The organism is Chitinophaga sp. CC14, from assembly GCF_048957795.1.
Taxonomy (GTDB): domain Bacteria; phylum Bacteroidota; class Bacteroidia; order Chitinophagales; family Chitinophagaceae; genus Chitinophaga; species Chitinophaga ginsengisegetis.
Window position 1 is genome coordinate 320871 of the sequence record NZ_JARBFY010000005.1, and the last position, 26002, is coordinate 346872.

21 protein-coding genes and 1 tRNA gene are annotated in these 26002 nt (G+C 47.6%); 10 read left to right on the forward strand and 12 right to left on the reverse strand.

The genetic code is table 11. The features are described from left to right. Positions 1–35 precede the first annotated feature (35 nt). From PV783_RS20915 to PV783_RS20930, 4 genes are all read left to right on the forward strand, one after another. Positions 36–1130, forward strand: coding sequence for a vWA domain-containing protein (locus PV783_RS20915; protein WP_079472860.1), 1095 nt, complete (start codon positions 36–38; stop codon positions 1128–1130). Between the two features lie 81 nt (positions 1131–1211). Further along, positions 1212–2717, forward strand: a complete 1506-nt coding sequence (locus PV783_RS20920) for a sigma 54-interacting transcriptional regulator (RefSeq protein ID WP_079473121.1) — start codon at positions 1212–1214, stop codon at positions 2715–2717. Positions 2718–3022: 305 nt separating this feature from the next. Next, entirely contained in the window at positions 3023–4345 is a 1323-nt protein-coding gene (locus PV783_RS20925; RefSeq protein ID WP_111579687.1) for a Gfo/Idh/MocA family protein, read from the forward strand. Between the two features lie 49 nt (positions 4346–4394). Continuing rightward, complete coding sequence (locus tag PV783_RS20930; RefSeq protein WP_111579686.1) at positions 4395–5132, forward strand: 3-keto-disaccharide hydrolase; 738 nt, start codon at positions 4395–4397, stop codon at positions 5130–5132. A 54-nt stretch (positions 5133–5186) separates the two neighbouring features. Here the strand turns inward: PV783_RS20930 and PV783_RS20935 are convergent, their stop codons facing one another. Together PV783_RS20935 and PV783_RS20940 are read right to left on the reverse strand one after the other, a co-directional pair. Continuing rightward, positions 5187–5681, reverse strand: a complete 495-nt coding sequence (locus PV783_RS20935) for a GNAT family N-acetyltransferase (RefSeq protein WP_079472857.1) — start codon at positions 5679–5681, stop codon at positions 5187–5189. Between the two features lie 472 nt (positions 5682–6153). After that, positions 6154–6224, reverse strand: a tRNA-Cys gene (locus PV783_RS20940). Positions 6225–6429: 205 nt separating this feature from the next. Between PV783_RS20940 and PV783_RS20945 the strand changes: the two genes are divergently transcribed. After that, entirely contained in the window at positions 6430–7308 is an 879-nt protein-coding gene (locus PV783_RS20945) for a nucleoside phosphorylase (protein WP_420989442.1), read from the forward strand. 30 nt (positions 7309–7338) lie between these two features. Then, positions 7339–8121 carry a diaminopimelate epimerase gene (gene dapF / locus PV783_RS20950; RefSeq protein WP_079472855.1) on the forward strand — a complete coding sequence of 261 codons (783 nt, stop codon included), beginning with the start codon at positions 7339–7341 and terminating at the stop codon, positions 8119–8121. Between the two features lie 64 nt (positions 8122–8185). On the opposite strand, the gene PV783_RS20955 is transcribed toward dapF, so the two are convergent. Further along, positions 8186–9685, reverse strand: a complete 1500-nt coding sequence (locus PV783_RS20955; protein WP_079472854.1) for a polysaccharide biosynthesis C-terminal domain-containing protein — start codon at positions 9683–9685, stop codon at positions 8186–8188. An 89-nt stretch (positions 9686–9774) separates the two neighbouring features. On the opposite strand from PV783_RS20955, the gene PV783_RS20960 reads away from it, so the two are divergent. Together PV783_RS20960 and PV783_RS20965 are read left to right on the forward strand one after the other, a co-directional pair. Further along, the gene (locus PV783_RS20960; protein WP_079472853.1) at positions 9775–10713 is read left to right on the forward strand and encodes a magnesium transporter CorA family protein; all 939 of its coding nucleotides are present in this window, start codon (positions 9775–9777) and stop codon (positions 10711–10713) included. 18 nt (positions 10714–10731) lie between these two features. Then, complete coding sequence (locus tag PV783_RS20965; RefSeq protein ID WP_079472852.1) at positions 10732–11184, forward strand: NUDIX domain-containing protein; 453 nt, start codon at positions 10732–10734, stop codon at positions 11182–11184. Positions 11185–11226: 42 nt separating this feature from the next. On the opposite strand, the gene PV783_RS20970 is transcribed toward PV783_RS20965, so the two are convergent. Continuing rightward, complete coding sequence (locus PV783_RS20970) at positions 11227–12033, reverse strand: queuosine precursor transporter (RefSeq protein WP_079472851.1); 807 nt, start codon at positions 12031–12033, stop codon at positions 11227–11229. A gap of 343 nt (positions 12034–12376) precedes the next feature. On the opposite strand from PV783_RS20970, the gene PV783_RS20975 reads away from it, so the two are divergent. Next, positions 12377–14908, forward strand: coding sequence for a YfhO family protein (locus PV783_RS20975; protein ID WP_363439396.1), 2532 nt, complete (start codon positions 12377–12379; stop codon positions 14906–14908). Between the two features lie 72 nt (positions 14909–14980). Here PV783_RS20975 and PV783_RS20980 read toward each other — a convergent pair whose 3' ends face one another. The 8 genes from PV783_RS20980 to PV783_RS21015 all read right to left on the reverse strand — a co-directional run bounded on the left by PV783_RS20980 (position 14981) and on the right by PV783_RS21015 (position 22106). After that, on the reverse strand, positions 14981–15853 hold the full coding sequence (locus tag PV783_RS20980) for a glycosyltransferase family 2 protein (RefSeq protein ID WP_420989443.1): 873 nt from the start codon (positions 15851–15853) through the stop codon (positions 14981–14983). 5 nt (positions 15854–15858) lie between these two features. Beyond that, positions 15859–16575, reverse strand: coding sequence for a class I SAM-dependent methyltransferase (locus tag PV783_RS20985; protein ID WP_079472847.1), 717 nt, complete (start codon positions 16573–16575; stop codon positions 15859–15861). Between the two features lie 110 nt (positions 16576–16685). Continuing rightward, positions 16686–17441, reverse strand: coding sequence for a glycosyltransferase family 2 protein (locus PV783_RS20990; protein WP_363439390.1), 756 nt, complete (start codon positions 17439–17441; stop codon positions 16686–16688). A gap of 8 nt (positions 17442–17449) precedes the next feature. After that, positions 17450–18691, reverse strand: coding sequence for a glycosyltransferase (locus PV783_RS20995; protein ID WP_079472845.1), 1242 nt, complete (start codon positions 18689–18691; stop codon positions 17450–17452). A gap of 3 nt (positions 18692–18694) precedes the next feature. After that, on the reverse strand, positions 18695–19693 hold the full coding sequence (locus tag PV783_RS21000) for a polysaccharide deacetylase family protein (RefSeq protein ID WP_420989444.1): 999 nt from the start codon (positions 19691–19693) through the stop codon (positions 18695–18697). Between the two features lie 25 nt (positions 19694–19718). Beyond that, entirely contained in the window at positions 19719–20411 is a 693-nt protein-coding gene (locus tag PV783_RS21005; protein WP_420989445.1) for a methyltransferase domain-containing protein, read from the reverse strand. Further along, positions 20404–21342 (reverse strand): hypothetical protein, encoded by a 939-nt coding sequence (locus PV783_RS21010; protein ID WP_420989446.1) that lies wholly within the window; start codon positions 21340–21342, stop codon positions 20404–20406. The genes PV783_RS21005 and PV783_RS21010 overlap by 8 nt, the downstream gene beginning before the upstream one ends. Before the next feature lie 89 nt (positions 21343–21431). Beyond that, positions 21432–22106, reverse strand: a complete 675-nt coding sequence (locus PV783_RS21015; RefSeq protein ID WP_111579676.1) for a C40 family peptidase — start codon at positions 22104–22106, stop codon at positions 21432–21434. A gap of 157 nt (positions 22107–22263) precedes the next feature. On the opposite strand from PV783_RS21015, the gene dnaE reads away from it, so the two are divergent. After that, a complete protein-coding gene (gene dnaE / locus PV783_RS21020) occupies positions 22264–25911 on the forward strand; it encodes a DNA polymerase III subunit alpha (protein ID WP_079472840.1) in 3648 nt (1215 codons plus the stop codon). The last annotated feature ends 91 nt before the right edge of the window (positions 25912–26002 follow it).

A 26002-nucleotide genomic window follows, 5' to 3' on the forward strand; every position in this document is an offset into this window, starting at 1 on the left:
AAGTGGTAAATTTAATTCAGAAGATGAGCTAAGCTATGAGAGGAATACAATTTACCAGGTTCAACCCGGACGAAAACAAAAAACCACCTTTCCAGAAACTACTGGACCTTTTCACCCAACTCCTCACCTACACCAGCGGAGACGTGTCAGAAGCCCTGCAATGGCTCACCGAGCTGGACAACGAATATAATCTCACCAGCCAGGAATACGGTATCGGCGATTTTATTCAGGAGTTGAAAGATAAAGGATACATCCGTGAAAACGAGGAAAGCGGCGCCATAGAAATTACTTCCAAAGGAGAACAAACCATCCGTAAGAACGCATTGGAAGAAATCTTCGGTAAACTGAAAAAATCAGCTACCGGCAATCATAATGTCCGCAAATCCGGCATGGGCGATGAACTCAATGCCGAAACCCGCCCCTTCGAATTTGGCGATGGCGTAGATCAGCTGGACATTACCGCCTCCATCCGTAACGCGCAGATCAATCACGGTATAGACAGTTTCTCCATCAGCCAGGACGACCTGGAAGTAAAAGAAACCGACTTCAAAACACAAACGTCTACCGCCCTGATGATCGATATCTCCCATTCCATGATCCTTTACGGGGAAGACAGGATCACGCCCGCCAAAAAAGTGGCAATGGCGCTGGCAGAACTGATCACCACCCGCTACCCGAAGGATACCCTCGACATCATTGTGTTTGGAAATGACGCCTGGCAGATAGAAATCAAAGACCTTCCCTATCTGCAGGTTGGCCCCTTCCATACCAATACTGTAGCAGGACTGGAACTGGCGATGGATCTGCTCCGCCGCAGGCGCAATCCGAACAAACAGATCTTTATGATCACAGATGGAAAACCCACCTGCCTGAAAATTGGATCACAGTATTATAAAAACAGCTTTGGCCTCGACAGGAAAATACTCAACCGTACCCTCAACCTGGCCGCCCAATGCAAAAAACTGAAAATACCTATCACCACTTTCATGGTAGCCACAGATCCGTGGCTCCAGAAGTTCGTAACGGAATTTACCGAAACCAACAGCGGTAAAGCCTTCTTTTCCGGCACCGATAAACTGGGACAGTTTCTCTTCCGCGATTTCGAAAGCGGTAAAAGAAAGTTTTATTAATAGTAAACAGCAGCATAGTGAAAACCGGATCTCCGCATCCGCCAGAAACTACTGCCAATTTGTAATGCGTAATTATCAATGATGAACACAAACATAAAAACACTAGGCGAACTCAAAAAAAGCGGCTATAAACCAGTTTCCGTAAAAGAAGAGATCAGGCGTAACCTGATCAAAAAACTAAAAGAAAAAGAAAGCACTTTCCCCGGCATCATCGGCTATGAAGATACCGTGATCCCCGATACAGAAAGAGCCCTGCTCTCAAGACATAATATCCTCTTCCTCGGTTTACGCGGTCAGGCGAAAACACGCATGGCCCGCCAGATGACCGACCTGTTGGATGAATATATTCCCGTAGTGGAAGGATCTGAAGTAAATGATGATCCCTTTCACCCGCTCTCCCGCTATGCGAAAGACCTGATCGCCGAAAAAGGCGACCAAACGCCCATTACGTGGCTCCACAGCAGCGCACGGTATGGTGAAAAACTCGCCACTCCGGACGTTTCCGTAGCCGACCTCGTGGGCGATATCGATCCTATCAAAGCCGCCAACCTGAAACTCAGCTACGCAGATGAAAGAGTGATCCACTTCGGTATCATTCCACGGTCAAACCGCGGCATCTTTGTGATCAACGAACTACCCGACCTCCAGGCACGCATACAGGTATCCCTGTTTAACATCCTCCAGGAAGGCGATATACAGATCAGGGGCTTCAAAGTGAGAATGCCGCTGGATATCCTGTTTATCTTTACGGCTAACCCGGAAGACTATACGAACCGCGGCTCTATTGTAACACCGCTGAAAGACAGGATCGAAAGCCAGATCATTACCCACTACCCGAAAACAATAGAAAACTCCCTGCTCATCACAGAACAGGAAGCCGATATCCACGAAGAGCAACAAGCCAAAGTACAAATCGCCGATATGGTGAAACGCCTTATCGAACAGGTGTCCTTTGAAGCCCGCTCCAGTGAATACGTTGATAAGAAAAGCGGTGTATCTGCCCGCTTAACCATCGCCGCCTACGAAAACGCGGTGAGCGCCGGCGAACGACGCGCCATCATCAACAAGGAAAAGGAAACACAGGTGCGCATCGCCGATCTGCAGGCCATCATTCCCGCTATCACCGGGAAAATAGAACTGGTATACGAAGGCGAACAGGAAGGCCCGCTCCAGGTAGCCCATAACCTGCTGGACAAAGCCATCCGCACGCTCTTTGCCATCTACTTCCCCAACCCGGACTCCTTTAAGAAAAAGAAAGCCGGCGCACCCGCTGAAAACCCCTACCGTAGCGTGATTCAGTGGTTTGACAAAGGTAACTCCGTTCAACTCCTGCAGGATATCAGCGACAAACAATACGATGCTACCCTCAGTAAAGTAGAAGGTTTGAAAGATCTCATCAAAGCCCGCTTCCCGAAAGCCAACAGCAAAGAAGCCCTGCTGCTCATGGAGTTCGTGCTGCATGGCCTCTCGTCCTACTCGCTCATCAGCAAAAAAGTAGTGGAAAACGAAACACGCTTCAGCGATCTGCTGGGCACTATGATGAACTTCAGTCTTGGCGGGGAAAGCGAAGAACCGGAGGAAGAATAGTATTAATGCTCTTGTTTAATATCGGCGTAATCATTCAGTGATTACGCCGATACTATTTTAAAATAGTATTTAAATAGCAAGATGGATACCTTGCTCCCAAAAGCCCCCATCTAAAATATTCCAGTTCCCAAAGAAAAAAATAAAATCAGCGTAATCCATGTAATCAGTTTAATCCTGCTCCAAGACAATTTTCATCGCCGGAGGCGATCCCCACCGCTCATAAAATCCGCACAAATAAATCCGCTTTTTTCCCTATTTTGTATTTTTAATTGTCATTTTAACAATTCCACAAAACGTTTTATTACATGAATAATTCCCGAAGAAACTTTATCAAATCTGCCTCCACGTTGATGGCCGGAGCAGGTCTCGTGTCTGCACTGCCTGCCGGGCTGCAGGCATTCCCACTGCGAACAGTAGCCGCCAGCGACCGGCTCAATGTAGCCGCCATCGGCATTAACGGCATGGGATGGGCAGATCTCACCTCCATGCTGAAAAACCCCGCTGCACAATGCGTTGCCCTCTGCGACGTGGACAAAAACGTGCTGGACAAACGGGTGGCCGAACTCGCGCAGAAAGGCATCAAAGTAAAAGCCTACAGCGACTACCGCAAGCTCCTGGAAGACAAAAACATCGATGCCGTTGTTATCGGTACACCCGACCACTGGCACTGCCTGCAAATGACAGATGCCTGCGCCGCCGGTAAAGATGTATACGTAGAAAAACCAATGGGCAACTCTATCATAGAATGCCGCTCAATGGTAGGCGCACAACAGAAATATAACCGCGCCGTACAGGTAGGTCAGTGGCAACGCAGCCAAAAACACTTCAGAGATGCCATCGAATTTGTGCATTCCGGCAAACTGGGTAAGGTTCGCCTGGTAAAAGCCTGGGCCTATATGGGCTGGATGAAATCCATTCCCGTAAAACCAGACGGCACTCCACCTGCAGGCGTGGATTACAAAGCCTGGCTGGGCCCCGCCACCACACGGCCTTTTAACCCCAACCGCTTTCACTTCAACTTCCGCTGGTATTGGGATTATGCAGGCGGCTTAATGACCGACTGGGGCGTGCATCTCCTCGACTATGCCCTGCTGGGCATGAAATCCGGCGCACCAAAATCCATCATGGCAGCAGGCGGCAAATTCGCCTACCCCGATGATGCAGCCGAAACACCGGATACACTCACCACCGTTTATGAATTTGAAGACTATAACATTCAGTGGGAACAGGCCATAGGTATTGATGGTGGCCCTTACGGACGCGATCACGGTATTGCCTTCATTGGCAACAACGGCACGCTGGTGCTGGACCGCGGCGGTTGGGAAGTAATCCCCGAAAAAGGAAAAATGGAAGCCGTACCACGCCAAAAATCCGTTGATAACGGCCTCGACCTCCATACTACCAACTTTGTGGAAGTGATAAAATCCAGGAAACTGGACGACCTCCATGCTTCCGTACAGGTGGGCTCTCTCGTGGCCACTACCGCACAAATGGGTAATATCGCCTATCGCACCGGTAAAAAAGTGTACTGGGATCAGCAAACAGGTAAGTTCACCGACAGCGATGCCAACAAACTGTTAGCAGCAGAATACCATAACGGGTACCATCTGCCTAACGTTACCGCCTGAACGAAAACATAATTTAAATATCATCTACCCGAAAAAAAATAAAAGACACATGCGTACGTTACTGTTATCTGCCTGTACCCTGCTCGCCGTTAGCGCAGCAGCACAAAACAAAGAGCAGATGAAGCCTGAAGCCACGGAAGTATGGGAGCCGGTACCAAAAGTAATTACACCCGGCACAGAAACCCTTACGGCGCCATCAGATGCCATCGTACTGTTTAATGGAAAGAACCTCGACAGCTGGGAATCAGAAAAAGGAGGCCCGGCCAAATGGGAAGTGAAAGACGATGCTATGACCGTTGTAAAAGGAGGTGGCGTTATCAAAACAAAGGAACAGTTTGAAGACTTCCAGCTGCACATCGAATGGCGCACTCCTGCTGAAGTAAAAGGCGAAAGCCAGGGCCGCGGCAACAGCGGTATCTTTATGCAGGAACAATACGAACTGCAGGTATTGGACAACTATAATAACCGTACCTACTCCAACGGGCAGGCCGGCAGCTTCTACAAACAAAAAATTCCATTGGTAAATGCCTGCAAAAAACCAGGCGAATGGCAAACCTATGATGTGATCTGGACCGCTCCCCGCTTTAACGGCGACGGTTCCCTGAAATCTCCTGCAAGAGCCACTGTACTGCAAAATGGCGTACTGGTGCAGAATAATGTGGAGTTGGAAGGTAAAACAGAATATATCGGCAAACCAACCTATGTAAAACACGGTGCTAAATCCATCGCACTGCAGGACCACGGAAATCCGGTAAGCTTCAGGAACATCTGGATAAGACCCCTGTAAGCCATCATCCTTTTATATGTTATGCAGCGGAGGAAATCCTCCGCTGCATTTTTTTTAAGTTAAACTGTCCTCTTCAATATTCAACGACAAATACACCGCGTCGCTGATCGGATTATCATAATACGCAGCTATCGGCTGAAATCCGAGTGAAGTGTACAAATCAATTGCAGGACGCATATGCGCTAATGTATCCAGCAGGATCCGCTTGTATCCAAGCTCGCGGCTCTCTGCAATAGCTGCACTGGCAAGGGCTTTCCCAACACCATGTCCTTTAAATGCATCCTTTACAAAAAGACGCTTCATTTCTGCAGTAGCTGTACTGTCGTCAAACGACCGGATAGCCACACATCCGGCCAGCTGTCCATCTACCAATGCCAGGAACAATGCACCGGTTGGAGGCACATACACACCCGGCAGGTTTGCCAGCTCATCTTCAAATTGCTGAAAACTAAGATCTACATTTAGCCAATTGGCATATTCGCGAAAAAGCAGCTTCACCTGGTTCAGGTGCTTGGAATCTTCGGCGGTTACTTTAATAATCTCTGTCATAACCACTTCTTTTTAATGTATATAAAACGCAACAAGCCTTCTGCATGCAGAAGGCTTGTTGACCGGAAAATGATGGCAGCTCCATATTTTAATAGAAAATGCCGCCGATATCTTTATTATCAATTACACACGCTGTGTTTAGATAGCTATAGTAAATTATTGATAAATCTCTTGCCTTCTGATAACCTCACCTGCCTCTTGCGGGGTATGCAATATAATCTTTTGAATTGATATTTCAGCATACTTTGCATTATTTCTTTTTTACCCCTGAAGCCAGCCAGCAGCGGGCATCTCCGCATCAAGTCCACCTATACGCCGTAGATGCTTCATAGATACCCCGGGAATACGCCGGGTATACCATATCCCCGCAATAGCACATAAATATGCCTCTCTGTTATTGCAAAAATTCACTAAAGCCTTACCGGAAATGAAAAAGCCGCGGTTTACGCGGCTTTGAGAAGAAGATATGTAGAGGTTCCGAGCGGATTCGAACCGCTGTACGAGGTTTTGCAGACCTCTGCCTAGCCACTCGGCCACGGAACCATCAGTTTCAAAATGTTCGCCGTAAGTCCCCCACTGGCGTACATCTCATTCGTTTTGTGGGATTGCAAAAGTAGTGAATTTCTAACAACCACCAAATATTATTTAAAAAATATCTGAAAAAATATTTTGATAATATAGCAGAACAAAGGAATATTGAGGCAGGAAAACAGGAAATGTTGATTTGTGAAAAATAAAAATTAGTACAATGGATAATCGTATTGCAGCATCAGAACTGATCATCAACAACCGCGGAGCCATATATCATCTCGACGTAAGACCGGATGAACTGGCTCATACCATCATCACCGTAGGCGATCCTGACCGTGTAGGTGAAGTAAGCAAACACTTTGATAAAATAGAAGGTAAATATCAGCACCGTGAATTTGTAACGCATACCGGCTATATCGGCAACAAACGACTCTCCGTAGTTTCTACCGGCATCGGCACCGATAATATCGATATCGTACTCAATGAACTGGATGCACTCGTAAATATAGATTTTGAAACACGCCAGGTAAAATCAACGCTCACTTCCCTGCAAATCATCCGCCTCGGCACTTCCGGCGCGCTGCAGGAAAACATACCGGTGGATAGTTTCGTGGTATCGTCGCACGGGCTTGGCCTCGACAACCTCATGAACTATTATGTGTTTGAAAATACCAGCGCAGAAAAGCAATTGTTAGAGTCGTTCCGCGGACAGGTATTCCTGCAGCCCGGCGGCGCCAATCCTTGTCTCTTTGAAGCATCCGCCAAACTACAGGAACATTTCACAGATGGTTTTCATACAGGCATCACCGTTACCTGCCCGGGTTTTTATGCACCGCAGGGCCGCGTACTCCGTGGCGCCCTGTCTAATCCAGACCTGATCGATAAGCTCACCAGCTTCAACTACGAACACCACCGCATCACCAACTTTGAAATGGAAACTTCCGGCATCTATGGCATGGGCCGCGTACTGGGACACGAATGCCTTTCCATAAGCGCCATCGTTGCCAACCGTATCCGCCAGGAATTCAGCAAAGACGGCGGCGCAGCAGTGGCAGCAATGATTGAAAAAGGACTGGGGATCATCGCCGCTATTTAACAACGGCATTAATTTTTTATCTTTGTACCCATGCATAATATTCATTTCTATAAATATCAGGGAACCGGCAATGATTTTATCATCATGGACAACCGGGAAGGGCAATACGACTGGCTTACAGACGAACAGGTGAATGAACTCTGTGACCGCCGCTTCGGCATCGGCGCCGATGGCTTAATGCTGCTCAACAAAAGTGAAGACTACGACTTTGCCATGAAATATTACAACGCAGATGGCCGCGAAGGCACCATGTGCGGTAACGGTGGCAGATGCCTCGTAGCCTTTGCCAATAAAATGGGCGTTGGCGATGGCAATCTCTACTTCATTGCAGTCGACGGAGAACATGAAGCTACCATTGATGGCAGCAACTGGGTAAACCTGAAAATGCAGAATGTGGATGATGTGGAACATGGCCCCCTCTACTACTACCTCAATACCGGCTCTCCCCATTTTGTAAAATTTGTGGAAGATGTACAGGCAGTAGATGTGTTTAACGAAGGCCGTGGCATCCGCTACAACGACCGCTTCGCAGCGGAAGGTACCAACGTGAACTTTGTACAGAAATTTGAAAGCGGCATATTTGTGCGGACCTACGAAAGAGGTGTGGAAGATGAAACCTACTCCTGTGGCACCGGCGTAACCGCCGCTGCACTCACTTTCGCAGGCGCCGAAGAAAAGGAATACATAGTGCCGGTACAAACTTTAGGCGGACAACTGGAAGTACGCTTCACCAAAACCGGTGAACGGACCTTTGAAAATATCTGGCTCTGTGGCCCGGCTACGCTGGTGTTTGAAGGCGAGATTGCTAAATAATTAAAACTATAAATAAGAAAGCCGCTCAATTACTTGGGCGGCTTTCTTATTTATATCCGTAACCTTATTTTCTTCTGAACACCTTGTTGCCCGCCTTACGTAACGTAGCCGCAACAGTATGATTAATATCTTCCGATACCTGCATCAGCAATATGGCGCCACCAAACAACACGAGGAACAACAGTCCGTGTACTACAATACTGATAAAAGGATTACCCAGGGGCGGAAGCAGGCTGCTGATATAGTATATCGCCACACTGGCGACTACTGCCTTCAGCGTATTAATAGAAAATGGCTGCAGTCCGAAACGCTTACGGATAAACAATAAGCGGATACCGTTAAACACAAACTGCGAGATCATCATGGAATAACCCGATCCTACCATGCCATACTTCTTTATCAGGAAATAATTCAGTGGAATAGACAATATCACCAGCACCGTGGCCGAAGTAAGATCAAACCGCCAGAAACGGGAAGTAGCCAGTAACTGCTGGTTCACCCCGGTGCCCATGTCAATGATCTTGGCAACACCCATAAAAAATACCAGGTACTTAGCCGAAGAATACGCATGCGGCATGATCCGGTATATATCATCAATGTTGAGCCATATCTCCCAGAAAATAAAAAGCGCAGCTACCAGCTGTAAAATCGACGACTTCTTATAAATTTCGTCAATCTTAGCCATGTTCTTATCTTTCCACGACTGGGCAATAATAGGTGTGGCAATAGAAGAAATACTCCTTTGCGGCACCTGTATCAGCTGGGCCATGTAAGTGGCAATGGTCATATACGCCGCCTCATCCAATCCGCTGATACTCGCAATAATCAACGCCCCGATGTTCTGCGACAGGAGGTTAAAAATAGTAGCCGACGTAAGGGAAAACGCATAGATCATCATCCGCTTATACAGCCGGGATGTAACACTGCTCACCCTTATGGAGAAATACAACAGGTCCTTGCGCCAGAGATAAAAGAGCAACAGCACCAGCGCAATGATATACAGGAGGCTGAAAAGCCACATGAAAACAATAAAACTGATCAGCTTGAATACATACAGGCCAATAATAGCCGAAGTCATAATCCTGATCAGCAGCTCCTTCAGGAAGTTGGGCGCCACCGTTTCATGCCGCGACCAGCTATAGCTTTCAAATACCGAAAACAATACAATCCCCGTCACAAAAGGATACAGGAAATAGAAGTATTCTATAAGCAGGGGCGATTTCGTTACATATTTCCTGACAATCAGATCCTTAAACACCACCGTCCCGACAAAGAATAACGCCAGCCCTATCAGGGTGGCAATTACCACCCAACCCATCAGGTCGTTTTTCTTCTCCGGCAAATGATAGGCATAGTAAGGATAAAACCGGTTGATCATCAAACCCGTGCTGAACGTGCAAAACGGTACCACAATCACCCCTATATCCCCTATGATCCGGGTTAACCCGAATTGATCCCCGCTGAAAAATACCGGAAACAGTAATAACGTATTGATCCCGCCTATCGCAAAGCCCAAATAAATCAACACCGACGACCGCAGACTCTGATGTTTTACAACTCCCATTTATATATAAAATATTTTAACTGTTTCCTGTTGCACAATATTACATCAAATGAAAACAGGATTCAACATTTTAACTACCTTTGCGCCCGATGATCCAGTATTTTACAAATATAGATTCCAAAACTGTAGAAATACACCAGCCGGAAAACGGTGCCTGGGTAAATATTACCCCCCCGCTTAAACAGGCTGAATTTGAACAGTTATCCGAGGAACTCGATATTCCCCTGGACTTCCTCACGGATTCCCTCGATATTGACGAAAAAGCCAGGTTTGAGCTGGAAGACAATGTAAAGCTCATTGTTCTGAAAACGCCGACCGAAAATAATTCGATCAACGAAAGCGAAGCCTATTACATCACCATCCCCATCGTAATTATCCTGACCCACCACCAGATCATTACGGTGAACTCCTTCGACAATACCGCCATCAAAAAGTTCCTGAATACTTTTCATAACCGGTCTCCCGAAAAAAGGAACATGATGGTCCTGAAAATATTTGAGAAAGTGGTCATCAATTTCCTCGATTACCTGAAGGAAATTAACCAGCGCAGGAACATGCTGGAGGCTAAATTATACGATTCCAACCGGAACGAGGAACTGCTGGGTATTATGCGTATCCAGAAAAGCCTGGTGTATTTTGTAACCGCCCTGCGCAGTAACGAGCTGCTGCTCATGAAGCTGGAACGGACCAATTTCCTGGGACTGAATGAAGATGAAAAAGAATTCCTGCAGGATCTGATCGTAGATACTTCCCAGGCACTGGAAATGGCCAACGTATATACGAACATCCTCAGCAGTACAATGGATGCCTTTGCCAGCATCATCTCCAACAACCTCAACGTGGTGATGAAGCGGCTTACCTCCATTACCATTATCCTTACATTTCCCATGCTGGTGGCCAGTATCTACGGCATGAACGTGGATATCCCCTACCAGCACACCCTTCACGCCTTCTATATACCGGTTATTTTGTCGATCGCTATTTCGGTAGTCATCAGCTGGTATTTTATGAAGAAGAAGTGGTTTTAGCCCTTTTTAAATAAGCATATGCAAACAGGATTTAACGTAAGAGTATACGGCATCATGATCAACGATCAGAAGCAGGTGCTGGTAAGCGATGAGTATATCCGTGGGGGTTATTATACCAAATTCCCCGGCGGCGGCCTGGAGTTCGGGGAAGGCACCCTGGAGTGCATCGTCCGCGAATGGCAGGAAGAACTGGGCCAGGACGTAAAAGTGGTAGAACATATCTATACCACCGACTTCTTCCAGATCTCGGCTTTCGATAATGTTACACAGATCATTTCTATTTATTACCTCGTAACGCCGCTGTCGCCGTTCACGGCATCGGTCAGCACTACACCGTTCGACTTTACCATACCGGAAGGCGTGGAAGAAGTGGAACGCGCCCGCTGGATCAGCTGGGACGAGTTTTCGTCAAGCGCCGTAACCCTGCCGATCGATAAAGTAGTGGCAGACATGGTAAAAGCAAAATATTAAAAAAGAAAGGGGCTGTTTAATCAAACAGCCCCTTTCTTTTTATCAGTTGTTGGTAACAGGTTCTTCAAACGGTTGCTCCTTCCCCATGGCCGCCGCCTTCATCTGCCTGGCGGTATCATGCCCCAGGTAACGCTCTATCCGGTGCTCTATAAAGTAGATCAGCGGTGTAAGCGCCACCGCCACCACAAACTTATAGCTGTAGTTCACCAGGCATATAGCCAGTACCCGTTGCCAACTCCAGTCGTTACCCAGCTTAAAGGCAATGTACAATACAATAAAGCTGTCTACCAGCTGCGATACAATGGTGGAACCTGTTGCCCTCAGCCATACATGCTTTTCGCCGGTACGCTTTTTAATTTTATGGAACACGGTCACATCCACGATCTGGCTTACCAGGAAGGCTGTTAAGCTACCCAGGATGATCCACATACCCTGACCAAAAATGCTGGTAAAGGCATTCTGCATATCGGGGATACCGGCATCGGCGCGGCTGCCTTTCCACCAGCCATCGGCGGGCACGCTCATGGCTACCCAAAACATAATAAACGCATAGGAGATCAACCCCACGGCGATGTAAGAAATACGGCGCACGGCCTTCGGGCCAAAGTATTCATTCACAATATCCGTCATCACAAATTCCAGCGGCCATAGCAACACCCCTGCCGTTAAGGTATACGCCAATCCACTTTCGCCGAACAGGGTGAAGGTGTGCACAGGCAATCCCAGTAACTTCTCCAGGGAAAATAGTTTACCGCCAATACATTCTGCAATCAGCGCATTCGCCACAAAGAAGCTGGTAAATATCACGAACAGTTTGGTGGGCTTATCGTTTAACAGATTTCTGAGCATTAGTAATTAACTATAAGTTGAAATATAAGGATAGCAATATTGAACAAATATAACCAGGGCGGTAATGTTTTCCATTGTATTTTTTTTAACAATAATAACACACCCGTCAGCACACATAAAAGGGCATTCAACGGAAAAGCAATACCTACACCCAATACCAGTATATGATTCACCACGTTATCAAAAGAATGGTCATAAGCTGTAATGCGCAGGATTTCACTGATTATAAAGCACAGATTGCATATAAATGCAAATTTTAAGAGAAACCGGATCCAGTGCATATTGAAATTTCGGATAAATTACAGTTATTTTTGTTTCTTTAAAACTAAATCCAAAATATCCGATGAAGCAAAACTGGCTAAAAGCCATTCTTCCACATGTTGCAGCAATAGGGCTTTTCCTCCTGCTGGCATTTGTGTATTGCGCTCCTGTCCTTGAAGGCAAGGTGGTGAATCAGAGCGACATGAAGAATGTAAAAGGAATGGCGAAAGAGGCAAAGGACTTTTATGAAGCAACCGGCGAACGTCCGTTATGGACCAACAGTATGTTTGCAGGGATGCCCTCCTACGTGATATATACAGGTCCGGGTGCCAATAAAATAGCGTACATGAATAGAATTGTGACGCTGTATACGCCGGATCCTGTTAATATGCTGTTCCTGGCCATGATATCCATGTACCTGCTCCTCTGTATACTGGATTTTAAATACTGGATCCGGGTAATGGGAGCCATCGCTTTTGCTTTCTGCTCCTATAATGTGATCCTCATCGATGTGGGGCACGTTACCAAGATGTACGACATCGCCCTGATGCCCGCTGTACTCGCAGGCATTGTGCTCACCTACCGCGGCCGCCTGATCACCGGCGCTGCGTTAACAGCCCTGGCCACTGCCATGCTGATCTACAATAACCACCTGCAAATTATCTACTACACACTGATCATGGTGCTTTGCCTGGCCGTGTGTGCATTTATACATTTTTTCCGGGAGAAACAACTGCTCCAGTTTTTCAAAGCTTCGGCCTTGCTGGCCGTGGCCGGCGTTTTGGCCGTACTCACTTCTATGGACAGTCTTATGATCCTGCGTGAATACACCGATTACACCATGCGTGGCAGCAAATCGGAACTCACCCTGGATAAAGATGACGTAAACCAGAAGAAGTCTACCGGCCTGGATATCGATTACGCATACGACTGGAGCTATGGTAAAGCAGAATCAGGTACGCTCCTCATCCCTGGCTACGTGGGTAATTCCTCTGGCCAGAAGCTGAAGGTAAGTTCCAACTTTGGTCAGCAAATGATCAGTCTTGGCGCCGCTGAACCACAGGTAGAACAGTTCCTGAGCCAGCAGAAATTACCACTCTACTACGGCGCCCAGTCGAAAGGTACTTCCGGCCCTGTATATGTAGGCGCTATCATCTGCTTCCTTTTCGTATTGTCGTTACTGTTAGTGAAGAGCTGGCATAAGTGGTGGCTGATCGCCATAACGGTGATCGGCTTTATCCTCGCATGGGGTAAAAACCTGGCGTTCATCAATGATCCGCTATTCTACTATTTGCCACTGTATAATAAATTCCGCGCACCCGCGCAGGCGCTGGTATTGCCATCACTCACCTTTGTAGTGCTGGCCTGCTGGGGCTTACAGGAAATTGCCAATGGTAAACACACCACCAAAGAACTGCTGAAAAAACTGAAAGAATCGGCCCTGATCACCGGCGCATGCCTTCTCGGCTTTATCCTCATCAGCTACTTCTTTGTAGGCTTCAAATCCGCCAGCGACGATAACATGCTGCAATATTTCGCCCAAATGATGGGTGGCGAGGAAAACGGAAAACTGCTTATCCGCGCCCTCGAGAAAGACCGCGCCAGCCTGTTGCTGACAGATGCTTTCCGCTCTGCATTCTTCGTCCTCGTGGCTGCCGGCGCTATCTGGGCTTTCCTGGTAAACAAAATGAAATGGCAGGTATCGGCTATCATCATCACCGCAGCCGTTACCATCGATCTGTGGCAGGTAGATAAGAACTACCTCGGCAGCGAAAGCTTCGTAGATGATATGAGCTATATGCAGGACCTGCAGCCCTCTGCCGCTGATCAACAGATCAAACAGGACCCGGACCCATACTATCGCGTATTCAATCTTACCACCTCTCCGTTTGATGATGCCTCTCCTTCTTACTTCCACAAAAATATCGGTGGTTACAGCCCCGCTAAATTGTGGATCTACCAGGATCTCATCTCCCACCAGATCGCCAAAAACAATATGCATGTGCTGAACATGCTCAACACGAAATACTTTATCGTACCCGATCAGAAAACAGGGCAGCCGGTGGCGCAGCGCAACCCGGATGCCTATGGTAATGCATGGTTTGTACGTGACATCGTATGGGCGCCCGATGCCAATACAGAGATGAAAACGCTGGATGCGCTGAATACCCGCGACTCCGCCGTGATCGACAAACGGTTTGAAAAACAATTGGGCAGCTTCAAGCCAGGCGCCGATAGTACCGCCGCCATCAAACTCACCAAATACGGCCTGAATAAACTGGAATACACTTCCCGCAACAGCCAGGAAGGTTTCGGCGTGTTCTCTGAAATATACTACCCTGCCGGCTGGAACGCATTTATCGATGGCAAACCCACTGATATTATCCGTACCGACTATGCACTGCGCGGGCTGAAAATACCCGCCGGAGAACATAAGATAGAAATGAAATTTGAGCCGCAAACATTCCTGAAAGGACTGAAAATAGCCAATATCACTTCTGTACTCCTGCTCTTGCTGGTAGCAGCTTCCCTCGTGTTCGAGGTGATCAGGCAAAGCAAAACAGGTGTTGCACCGGAACCGGTGGCTCCGCAAAAACCTACTGCTAAAAAATAAGCATTGTAATATTATATAAAAGAAGAAGGGCGGAGATGATTCTCCGCCCTTCTTCTTTTATATAATATTTTGTTATTGTTCGCTTCTGCCTTTTTTTACTACCGGGTAAAGGGATATCAAACTGGTATAAGTGCGGATGATTTTCCACGCATTGCCCCATTTCAGCTTCGCCAATGCCAGCAGGAACGGCTTTCCCAGGTCTTTCAGCGCTTTCAGATAAGCGATAAAGAGGTTTCTTCTTCGTATATCCATTAAGGTAACCAACCCGTACACCTTGTAATGTTTAATGATCATCTCTTCAGTTTCCTTACGGGCGTGGCGGTCGTGGCAAATGGTTACTGCCGGGCAAACACCTATCCTGAACCCGTAGTAAAGTACCCGCTGCGCCAAATTATTATCTTCTCCATAATGAAAAAATACCGGGTGAAACAATCCTGCTTTTTGCAGACAGGCTTTACTCATCATCCAGGCGGCGGCATTTACAAATTCCACGGGGTATATGTCCTTTACCGGTTCTCCGGGTGCAGGTTGACTGACACTGTAGTACTGTGCAAACCCTGCATCCATACCACTATAGTCGCCACTCAGATGCACCGGGCTTACGATCCCATACTCGGGGTGTTGCTCCATTACATTGATCAACACGGCAATGGTGTTCTCTTCTGTCCAGGCATCCTGGTTCAGCAGGAAAACATAATCCGCCCCCTGCTGCAACGCCTGTTTAATAGCCATATTATTGGCCTGTCCAAATCCCAGGTTCCTGCCTGAACGGATCAGTGTTACTTCCGGGTAATCCGCTTCCAGCATAGGAATGGTGGCATCCGTTGAGCCATTATCCACTACGATCGTTTGCACCGGATAACTGCCCGACCGTAAACTGCCAAAGCATTGATGTATCCACTTCGCTCCGTTATAGGTGACAATAACAACAAATACCTTTTTCATTCCGGCTATTTTCTGTATTTCTCCTGCAGGAATTCAAAGAAGTAATGGGAAGGTTTTAAGTTAATCAGTTCATACCGGTTCTTTTCAAGATCGGCATAACTCATGGCTTCAATGGCCGGTATGCTTACATCCAGTACACTTTCCGGAGTGCCTTTGGTGATAACACCGATGCCCCAGTCGCTGTCGATGGTAAACACCTGCAAATCCTTACGGGTGCGCAGCATGGCAATCGACTTCCACACATCTCCGGTCCAGGCGCCGGTCCAGTCGGGAATTTCCCCTCTTTCAGCCTTTGCCAGCACTTCCTGTTGTGAAGCGCCTACCGGCGATTCGCAGGCTGCATTGGGAGGATTCACATCATGCACCACAATAAAACCACCGTCGTTCAGGTATTCCAGGCAGTTAACGATATCCTGGTAACATTGCTTGTAAGTATGTAAACCATCTACAAATGCTACATCAATACCATCCCGGCGAAGCATCTCTTTCTGATCTGCAAAAAACTGGTCGCTGGTTACCTGGAAGTATTTGGCGTTGCCCGGTCTCAGCTTTGTGCGTAACCAGGCCCTGAAGGAAAACCTGAATTCAGGATCTACAGCAATTTTTGCTTTTACCGGCGCATTCAGTGAAAAGAACACATACCCGGTATCTACTCCTATTTCAACGTAAACTTTGGCCTTTGTTCTCTGCAACAAAGATTTAATGACAGCAATGCGATTCATTATAATGGTTTAATTTTTTAAATCATTCACTTTCCGCAGAAAGACGACCGTCACAAGATAGACATCATTTTCAATATACGATATCCGTTGCGGTTCATTTTACGGAACAATCAGTACTTTTTGCGAACCAGGTACCTGCCTGCAATAAACAGGTGATTTACCAGGTTGGCCAGCTTACCGTAATAGTGGTTCAATATCCGGTAACGCTCCTTCCACGCCAGCTGCTGGTGCTGCTTGGACGTGCCTCCCACCCTGAACCTCGCCACTACCAGGTGCGTGTTACATATCTTCCGCGATGCCTTCAATGTACGGATCATCCAGTCAATATCTGCGCAAACCCGGTACTGCAAATCGTATAACGGACTCAAACTGCGGCGGATCACATATGCCTGGTGCGATACCACCATGCCGTGTTTCAGGCTTTTCCAGGTCAGTTGCTCCGGTACCTGGTGCGGTGTTTGTTCAGATCTCAACCCAATGTCCTGCCCGTTCTCATCCATAAACATGGCTTCTCCGTAATACACATCGGCATCTTCACAGGTGGCGAACATGTTGCTGATCACATCGGGCGATGCCAGTACATCGTCTGCATTGAGAAACAACAGGTATCCGCCTGTAGCAAGTTGCATGCCTTTATTCATGGCATCGTACAAACCATTGTCTTTTTCAGAGATCACCGTGGCAATACGGGAGCGGTATTTTTCGATCACTCCCATTGTATTATCGCGTGAAGCGCCGTCCACAATGATGTATTCAATGTGCGGGTAAGTTTGCGCCAGCACACTCTGGATGGTATTCTCAATAAATTTCTCGGCATTAAAACATACCGTAATAATGCTTAATACCGGCGAAGATGCTTTGTTCATGTATCTGATTATTGCGGGTTCCTGACCACTGATTGAAACAGGTGATAGTACTGTCCGGCTACTACTTTCATTCCAAAATGCTGTTCTGTAAATGTTCTGGCCGCTTTGCCAAACTGCCGGCAGGTATCCGGATGGTTCAGCAAGTGCAGCGTTTTTGCGGCAAACTCCTGCTGGTTGCCGGGTGCAACCACATACCCCGTTACGCCGTCCTGCACTATTTCCCGGCATCCGCCTACATCAAAGGTAATACAGGCAGTTTCACAACTACCGGCTTCTATCAGCACATTGGGCAGGTTATCCGCCTTGGTGGGATAGAAAAAAATATCGCTGGCACTGTAGCATTGCATCATTTTCCCGGTTTCCTTCACATAACCGGTATACACGCATTCCAGGTGTTTAAATGTTCCGGGCAGCTGATCTTTACCTATCATCAGCAGGTATACTTTCCGGTCCAGCTGTGCATCCAGCAGGTGTAAAATATGCAGCAGTTCTGCGCCGCCTTTAAACTCGCTGTTAAACAACCGCTCGGATACAAAAGTGATCACAGATGCGTCTGCCGGAAGGCCCAGTGCCTGGCGGGAAGCAGCTCTATCCTGCGGCCGGAAATAATCCGTATCGATAGGATTGGGAATATGATACAACGGTTTGTTCCTGGTAAGCGGACTTTCAGCGGTCATATCGTACAACCACCGCGAAGGCGAAACAATATGCAGATCACTGCCTGCATACAGCTTTTGTTTTCTCTTTATGAGATAATTGCCGGTAGGCAATCCCATAGCAGGGGCACGTTTGTGTTCCCCTTTGCCGGCCAGGCCGCTTTTCCAGGAAGTGTCGCCGAAGGTATGCGCCGCGTTGCCCGTGATGGCCCACATATCATGCAGGGTCCACACAATAGGCGCTATAGCGGATAAGCGCGGTAATAAGGTGGCGTCAAAATATCCGCCGTGAATATTATGCAGGCTGATCACATCAGGCTGATAAGCCTGTGCGTGCCGCATGATGGCAGAAGTGGAAAAAGGAAAATATAAATATTGTAGTCCTGCCCGGTTACTCAGTACATTGAGTCCTCTTTCAATAACATTCCGCACCGCACCCGGACGGGTAGCGGTAGCACGGGAAGAAGCGGTATGGGTGCCCACCAGGAAATCATTGACGGTATGATAATACTCCGCCAGCCCGGCTGCAATCCTTTGCGCCGCTATGGCAGCGCCGCCGCTGTTCTCATATTTATTGATAAAAAGTACTTTCACCAGCTAGTATTTAAAGAACTGTTGCATTTGTTTACGGAATACATCCGGTGGCCAGTTGCGCACCAGGATGCGGGGCAGTGCATACGGATTGCTCCAGCTGTGTACCTGTCCGTGATAGTTGGCGCATACCATCTGCAAACCCAAAGCCTTACAGGCTTTGATACTGTCTGCGTTGTAATAGCGTTTGGTGCCGAGGAACTTCCTGCCGCCAAAAGGATAGGAAAAATGTACCTGTGGAGTGCCCAGTACGCCTTCCAGTATTTCTTTGGACATCCCTATTTCGGTATACTGCTCTTCATAAGTCAGCATGCCCACTGCCGGGTGACGGTGGGTATGGCAGCCAATGGCAGCATAGGAGGCATCGCCCATCGCTTTTACTTCTTCCCAGGTCATTAACCGGTGGGAAGGGCGACCGGTAGCGGTTTTGCCGGACCATTCGTACAACTGCTGCATGGCCAATTCAATTTCCGCAGGCTTACAGAAACGTAGCACCTGCTGCAACGCGTAGTATGTTTCGCGTATAGCCGCAAGCGTATCTGTGGTGTATTGCGCCGGCTGCCCGTTGATGGTGATCTGTAAAACAGGTGGCAGGTTACCGGGTGTGAGCAGCACTCTTTCGAGATCGTCCCACCACAATTCGTAGGCAGTATTGATTTTAGAGGTAGTGATATAAAACAGGGCAGGCACCTGGTGCTTCGTCAGTAAAGGCAATGCTTCCAGGTAGTTGTCTGCATAGCCATCGTCGAACGTCACAAATACGGAACGTTCCGGAAAGGCTTTTTTGTTTTTAACATGATAGAGGAACCGTTCGGCATCCAGCACATTGTAATCGGTGGCCAGGTGCGCCAGGTGTGAGCTGAAGTGTTCCGGCGTAACAGAGAGGTCCTGTGGGTCCTGCTGCAGGGTGGTGACCCGGTGGTACAATAAAATAACCGCCGGCTGTTGCACTTTGTTGGCCACATAGTGCACCACTGAAAATATTTTTTTACTCAGGTCTCCCATTAGATAATAGTACAGTTTTTAATCGTTACGCTTTCTTTGCCCTCACCGCAATGATAATAGGATATACCGGATCGCGGTAATCCATTTCTTCCGGCAATAATTCCTCTGCGGTAATTCCCTGGAGGATAGCCGTACAGGTGAGTACATTGCCGTAAGAAATGATTTCGATATTGTCTTTACCAAAAATTTCGCCGAAAACTTTCGCAGCCGATTGTATGGTGAACCGCCAGTAGTCGCCCCAACGTTGTTCGTCGTATACGGAGATCTGTGTAGCGCCTGCCAGTGTGGCCAGTAATACGCCTCCCGGCTTCAGCAGATGATGCGCTCCTTCGATGGCTGTCTTAAAATCGTAGATGAAATTAAATGTTTGCGTACAAATGAAGCAGTCGATATAGTTGGCCGGCAGCGATGCTTTGTTGGTCAGGTCGCCGATGATGGTCACGTCTTTACCTGGCTGCACATGCAGTACTTCATAGCTGCTCACGTTGGTACCAAACTGCTTTGAATAACTGCTTTCGGCTATTTCCAGTACCTGCCCGTGAATATCGGCACGATGGGCACTGAGAAAAGAGGTAATGTAGTGCCGGTCTACCGGGGTACCACGATTGTAGCCAAAGCCGGTGGCAAGCGGTTGCAATCTTCTTAAATTATCCCAGGAAACAGGAGATATTACTTCCCGTTTCATCTTTTTGAATATCTTCCTGATTACTTTAAGCATGGCCGGTTATTTTTCTCCAGTATTTTTTAAGCCTGTTTTTAATCTTCGCAGGTATCGTCATACCGGCATTCGCCCGCAGGAATTTTGCAAACACTTTTTCCATCGGCAAATTATTCTTTACGGGAATGTCATCTACCGCGATGGGATGCTGATAAATGTCTGTATACAGCCAATCCTCTTCCTTATAATGATGCGTAGCCGAGGCCACGTTGCCATCATGCCTTACCAGCGATTTTACCGGGTATAACGTAAGCATGTCGTGCAGGTAGGCGGTGGCTCTCCAGCGGATAGCCCACGAGCTTACTTTCCCGTGCTTATGCTGGTGCAGCATCCGGAAGAAAGGATAAGCTCCCCAGAAATCAAACGCTGCTTTCAAACCCTGTTCTTTTATTTTGGCAATTACCACGTCGGTGTCCCGCTCAAACTTATTCCATGCCCGTTGCCAGGTACCCCAGCCCAAACTGCCCGGATCATGCACCAGGAAAGTAGAGGCGTTGTAATCTGCCGGCATCTTAAACGGATACAGATATCCATGCACCGACATTACCTTTTCGTTGTGCTCATATTTTGTGAGCCCATCGTTCATATATTTCAGGAAGAAGGGAGATACTGTAAGATCATCTTCCAATACAATTATTTTCCCATGCCTGCCAATCACTTCTGTTACCCCGTCGATCACGGAGGTAGCCAGTCCTTTGTTCTTTGTCGCTTCTAAAATAATCACTTCCTTACACCACTGCCGGCTATGCACGATGTCGCGCACCTGTTTGATCAGCTGCCGTTGTTCTTCGGAAGCGCCTTCTTTTGCGCCATCGCAATAAACATACAAGGTGCTCTCCTCTGCTTCCCTGTTTTCACTCAGATGCTGTAAAGTGCTCAGGGTCAGCTCTGGCCGGTTGTATACAAATAATACGATGGGAGCAAATTCCATGATATGAAAAAGTACTGCGCAGCGCAGTTGTTAGGTTAAAACGGTAAAAATCGTATAAAATTAACAATAAAACAAATGTGTAGAAGTGGCTATAGTCTTCCTCCGCCGGCAAAATAACGCTTCCAGTAAGGCTCTTTCAGATCACTGATCATGACGCCGGCACTGGTAGATGCGTGTACGAATTTATCATTCTCCAGGTAGATACCTACATGGGAAATACGTTTATGATGGATCCTGAAAAATACCAGGTCGCCTTCATGGAGGTCATGCGGCTTTAATCTTTTCACCTGTGAATACAGGTCGGTGGAGTTCCCGGAAAGGCCCAGCTGAAACACGGTGTTCATGAGGGTATTCACAAACCCCGAACAATCGATGCCGTCTCTCGTTTTGCCGCCAAGCCGGTAAGGTGTGCCGTACCAGTCGTCAATAAAACTGTAGAGCTTCTGGTTCAGTACTTCTTCTACAGCCACATCCAGTAACTGCGCATATTTAAATTGCCAGCTCTGTGCATTTTCCAGGTTGGCACTGCCCCTGGTAATGTTTTTACTGATGCTTACATCTTTGCTGTTATAGTGAGAAGTATTATTGCGGGAGGTACGGCTGGTAGCGATACCATCTATAAATTCAATACGGTTGTTGTTGGCAGTGGCTGGTGTGGTGGCAGGTTTCTTATTAGCGGTACCTTTCTTTAATGAAGCGCAGGAACTGAGCGATAATGCACATATCGATAACTTCACAAGTAGATGTCCCTTTACTCTGATCATAAGCTCTGGCTAAATTTTCGCTAAAATACAAATATATAGGGATTTACAACTGCGATTAATATGATTTATATGACAGACAGAAATACAATCAACTAAATCATTAATCACAGTTGATTTTTTATCCCTACTTTTGTCGCTTGACGAAACAGATTAGCAGATGAATTTTTCCCACTTACACGTTCACACCCAATACTCTTTACTGGATGGGGCAGCCGACATTAAATCGCTGTATAAAAAGGCGATGGCTTCCAATCAGCCCGCACTGGCGATTACAGATCATGGTAATATGTTTGGCGCATTTCAGTTTGTGGCAGAAGCATACAACAATAAATTAAATCCGGGCGATCCGAAAGATAAAAGACTAAAAGTAAAGCCCATCGTAGGATGCGAATTCTATGTAGTGGAAAACCGCCACAAGAGAGCTTTTACAAGGGAAGAAAAAGATGTACGTTATCACCAGGTGTTACTGGCAAAAGATGATGAAGGTTACCGCAACCTCATCAAACTTTGCTCCCTGGGCTATATGGAAGGACTGTATGGTAAGTATCCCCGCATCGATAAAGAACTCGTATTACAATATCACAAAGGGCTCATCGCCACCACCTGCTGCCTCGGCGCTTCTGTACCCAGGATCATCCTGCGCAAAGGAGAAGAAGAAGGAGAAAAAGAATTCCGCTGGTGGCTGGATATTTTCGGAGAAGATTTTTATGTAGAATTACAACGCCACGGTATTCCGGAACAGGAACAGGTAAACGCAGTACTGCTCCGCTTTGCAGAGAAGTATAATGTAAAGGTGATCGCATCCAACGACTCCCACTATGTAGACCAGGCCGATGCCAACGCGCACGACATCCTTCTTTGTATTAACACCGGTGAAAAGAAAAGCACCCCTACCAATAAAGATTTTTCTGACGACGATAGTGGTGGTGGCGGAAAGAACAGGCGTTTCGCTTTTTATAACGACCAGTTCTATTTCAAGACAACGGAAGAAATGAGCAAACTGTTTCATGATCTTCCACAGGCCATCGATAATACCAACGAAATTGTAGATAAAGTACAGCTGCTGGATCTTAAAAGAGATATCCTGCTGCCCAACTTCCCTATTCCGAAAGAATTTATTACCCAGGACCAGTACCTGCGCCATATCACCTATGAAGGCGCCCGTACCCGGTATATGGAAATGACCGCCGATATTGAAGAACGTATCAACTTTGAACTGCAGGTAATCGAAAACATGGGTTTTGCCGGTTACTTCCTCATTGTGGCCGACTTCATCAAGGCAGGCCGTGAACTGGGCGTATTTATTGGTCCGGGTCGTGGATCGGCCGCCGGATCGGCCGTAGCCTACTGTATTGGCATCACCAATATAGACCCCATCAAGTACAACCTCCTGTTTGAGCGTTTCCTTAACCCGGAACGTAAGAGCATGCCCGATATTGATACGGACTTCGATGATGAAGGCCGTCAGAAAGTAATTGATTACGTTGTACAGAAATATGGCCGCAACCAGGTAGCACAGATCATTACCTACGGTACAATGGCCGCCAAAATGAGTATCAAGGACGTGGCCCGCGTAATGGACCTCCCCCTGATAGAATCCAATATCCTCGCTAAAATGGTTCCGGATAAACCCGGTATCCAGCTGGATCGTATCTTCAACGCTCCTCTCGAAGGTGAAAAGAGCCTCGCCGATAAGGAAGGTCTTGCCGGTGAAGACATTGAGAACGTGAAAAAGCTGCGGGAACTCATCAAAGGCACCGACCTCCAGGCAGAAGTACTCCGCGAAGCCTGCGTACTCGAAGGCTCCGTGCGTAACACCGGTATCCATGCGGCAGGTATCATCATTGCCCCGCAGGACCTGTACGACCTGATCCCCGTATCTACTGCAAAAGACTCCGACCTGCTGGTAACCCAGTTTGAAGGAAGCATCATTGAATCTGCCGGCGTAATCAAGATGGACTTCCTGGGGCTGAAAACCCTTACCATCATCAAAGGCGCGCTGGAACTGATCCGCCAGAACCACGGCATCTCCATCGAAATAGATAATATCCCGCTGGACGACGCCAAAACGTATGACCTCTACCAGAAAGGCGAAACCAACGCTACGTTCCAGTTCGAGTCGCCCGGTATGCAGAAATACCTGCGCGAGCTGAAACCCGATAGGTTCGATGACCTCATCGCCATGAACGCCCTGTACCGCCCGGGACCACTGGAGTACATTCCTTCCTTTATCCGCCGTAAACACGGACTGGAACCGGTGCAATACGATATCGCCGAAATGGAGGAATACCTCAACGATACCTACGGTATCACGGTATACCAGGAACAGGTGATGTTGCTGAGCCAGAAACTGGCAGGCTTCTCCAAAGGTGACGCGGACGTACTGCGTAAAGCGATGGGTAAAAAGCAGATCGCAGTACTGAATAAAATGAAGGCGCAGTTTATGGAAGGTTGCGCCAAAAACGGCCACGATCCAAAGGTTTGCGAAAAAGTATGGACCGACTGGGAAGCGTTCGCCTCCTACGCGTTCAACAAATCCCACTCCACCTGCTATGCTTTCGTGGCCTATCAAACGGCCTACCTGAAAGCCCACTACCCTTCCGAATACATGGCCGCCGTACTGAACTGCGCCAGCAATATTGAAAAGATCACCTTCTTCATGGAAGAATCCAAACGCATGGGCATCGACGTATTGCCGCCCGATGTGAATGAATCTTTCAAAGGTTTCGCTGTAAATAAGCAGGGCCAGGTACGTTTCGGTCTTGGTGGCCTGAAAGGCGTAGGTGAAGCCGCCATCGAAAACCTGCTGGAAGAACGTAAAAAGGATGGTCCTTTCAAAAATATCTTCGACTTTATCAAACGCGTTAATCAACGCGCTGTAAATAAAAAATCACTGGAAGCCCTGGTAATGTCGGGCGCTTTCGACAGCTTCCCTGAACTGCACCGTGCGCAGTATTTCCACAAACCGGAAGGCGAACAGCTCACCGGCCTGGATAAGATTGTGAAATTCGGGCAGCAGGTAACAGCAGGCTCTTCCAACATGGGCAGCCTCTTCGGCGCCGACGACCTCCCCGATGTGGAGCCGCCAAAGATCCCGGCCTGCGACGCCTGGCCGCTGATCATGAAGCTCAACAACGAAAGGGATATCACCGGTATCTACATTTCCGGCCATCCCCTGGATGACTACCGCTTTGAAATGAAGCATTACCACATGAATTCCGTGCAGGAACTGGTGGAATATCAGACCGAAATAGCCCAGCCGGGCGGCAACGGTGGCCGCTCCCGGGAACGCAATTTCCGCCTGGCGGTATATATCACCAACGCCCAGGAGAGGATTTCCCGCAATAACCGCCAGTTTGGCGTGATGACCATAGAAGATTACACCGGTAAGTTTGAATTTGCCCTGTGGAGTGAAGATTTCATCCGCTTTGCCCCCTACCTGAAACCGGGCCTTTGCCTGTTTATCAACGGCGGCTTCAAATCCAAACGGTTTAACGACAATGAATATGAGTTCAAAGTAAGCAGCATCCAGCTGTTACAGGAAGTAAAGAAAACCCACACCAAGCAGGTATACCTGAACACGATGCCCAAGTTCATCAAAAAGGAGATGGTAGACTTCCTGGTAGACAATGTAAACCGCTTCCCGGGCAACAGCGTACTGCATGTACACCTGACCGACCGCGACGATCAAACCCAGGCAAAACTGCATACTTTTAACCGGAATATAGAGATGAATGACGAGTTGGCGGGTTTCCTTCACAAACAGCCGGATATCGATGTGTATATAGAGATAATCAATAAGTAAGATGTCAAAAATGCAGTAATTTGCACTCGGATCAAGATTTGATCATAATATAACATAATCATAAAAATCAAAACAATCGTTAAAATAAAAA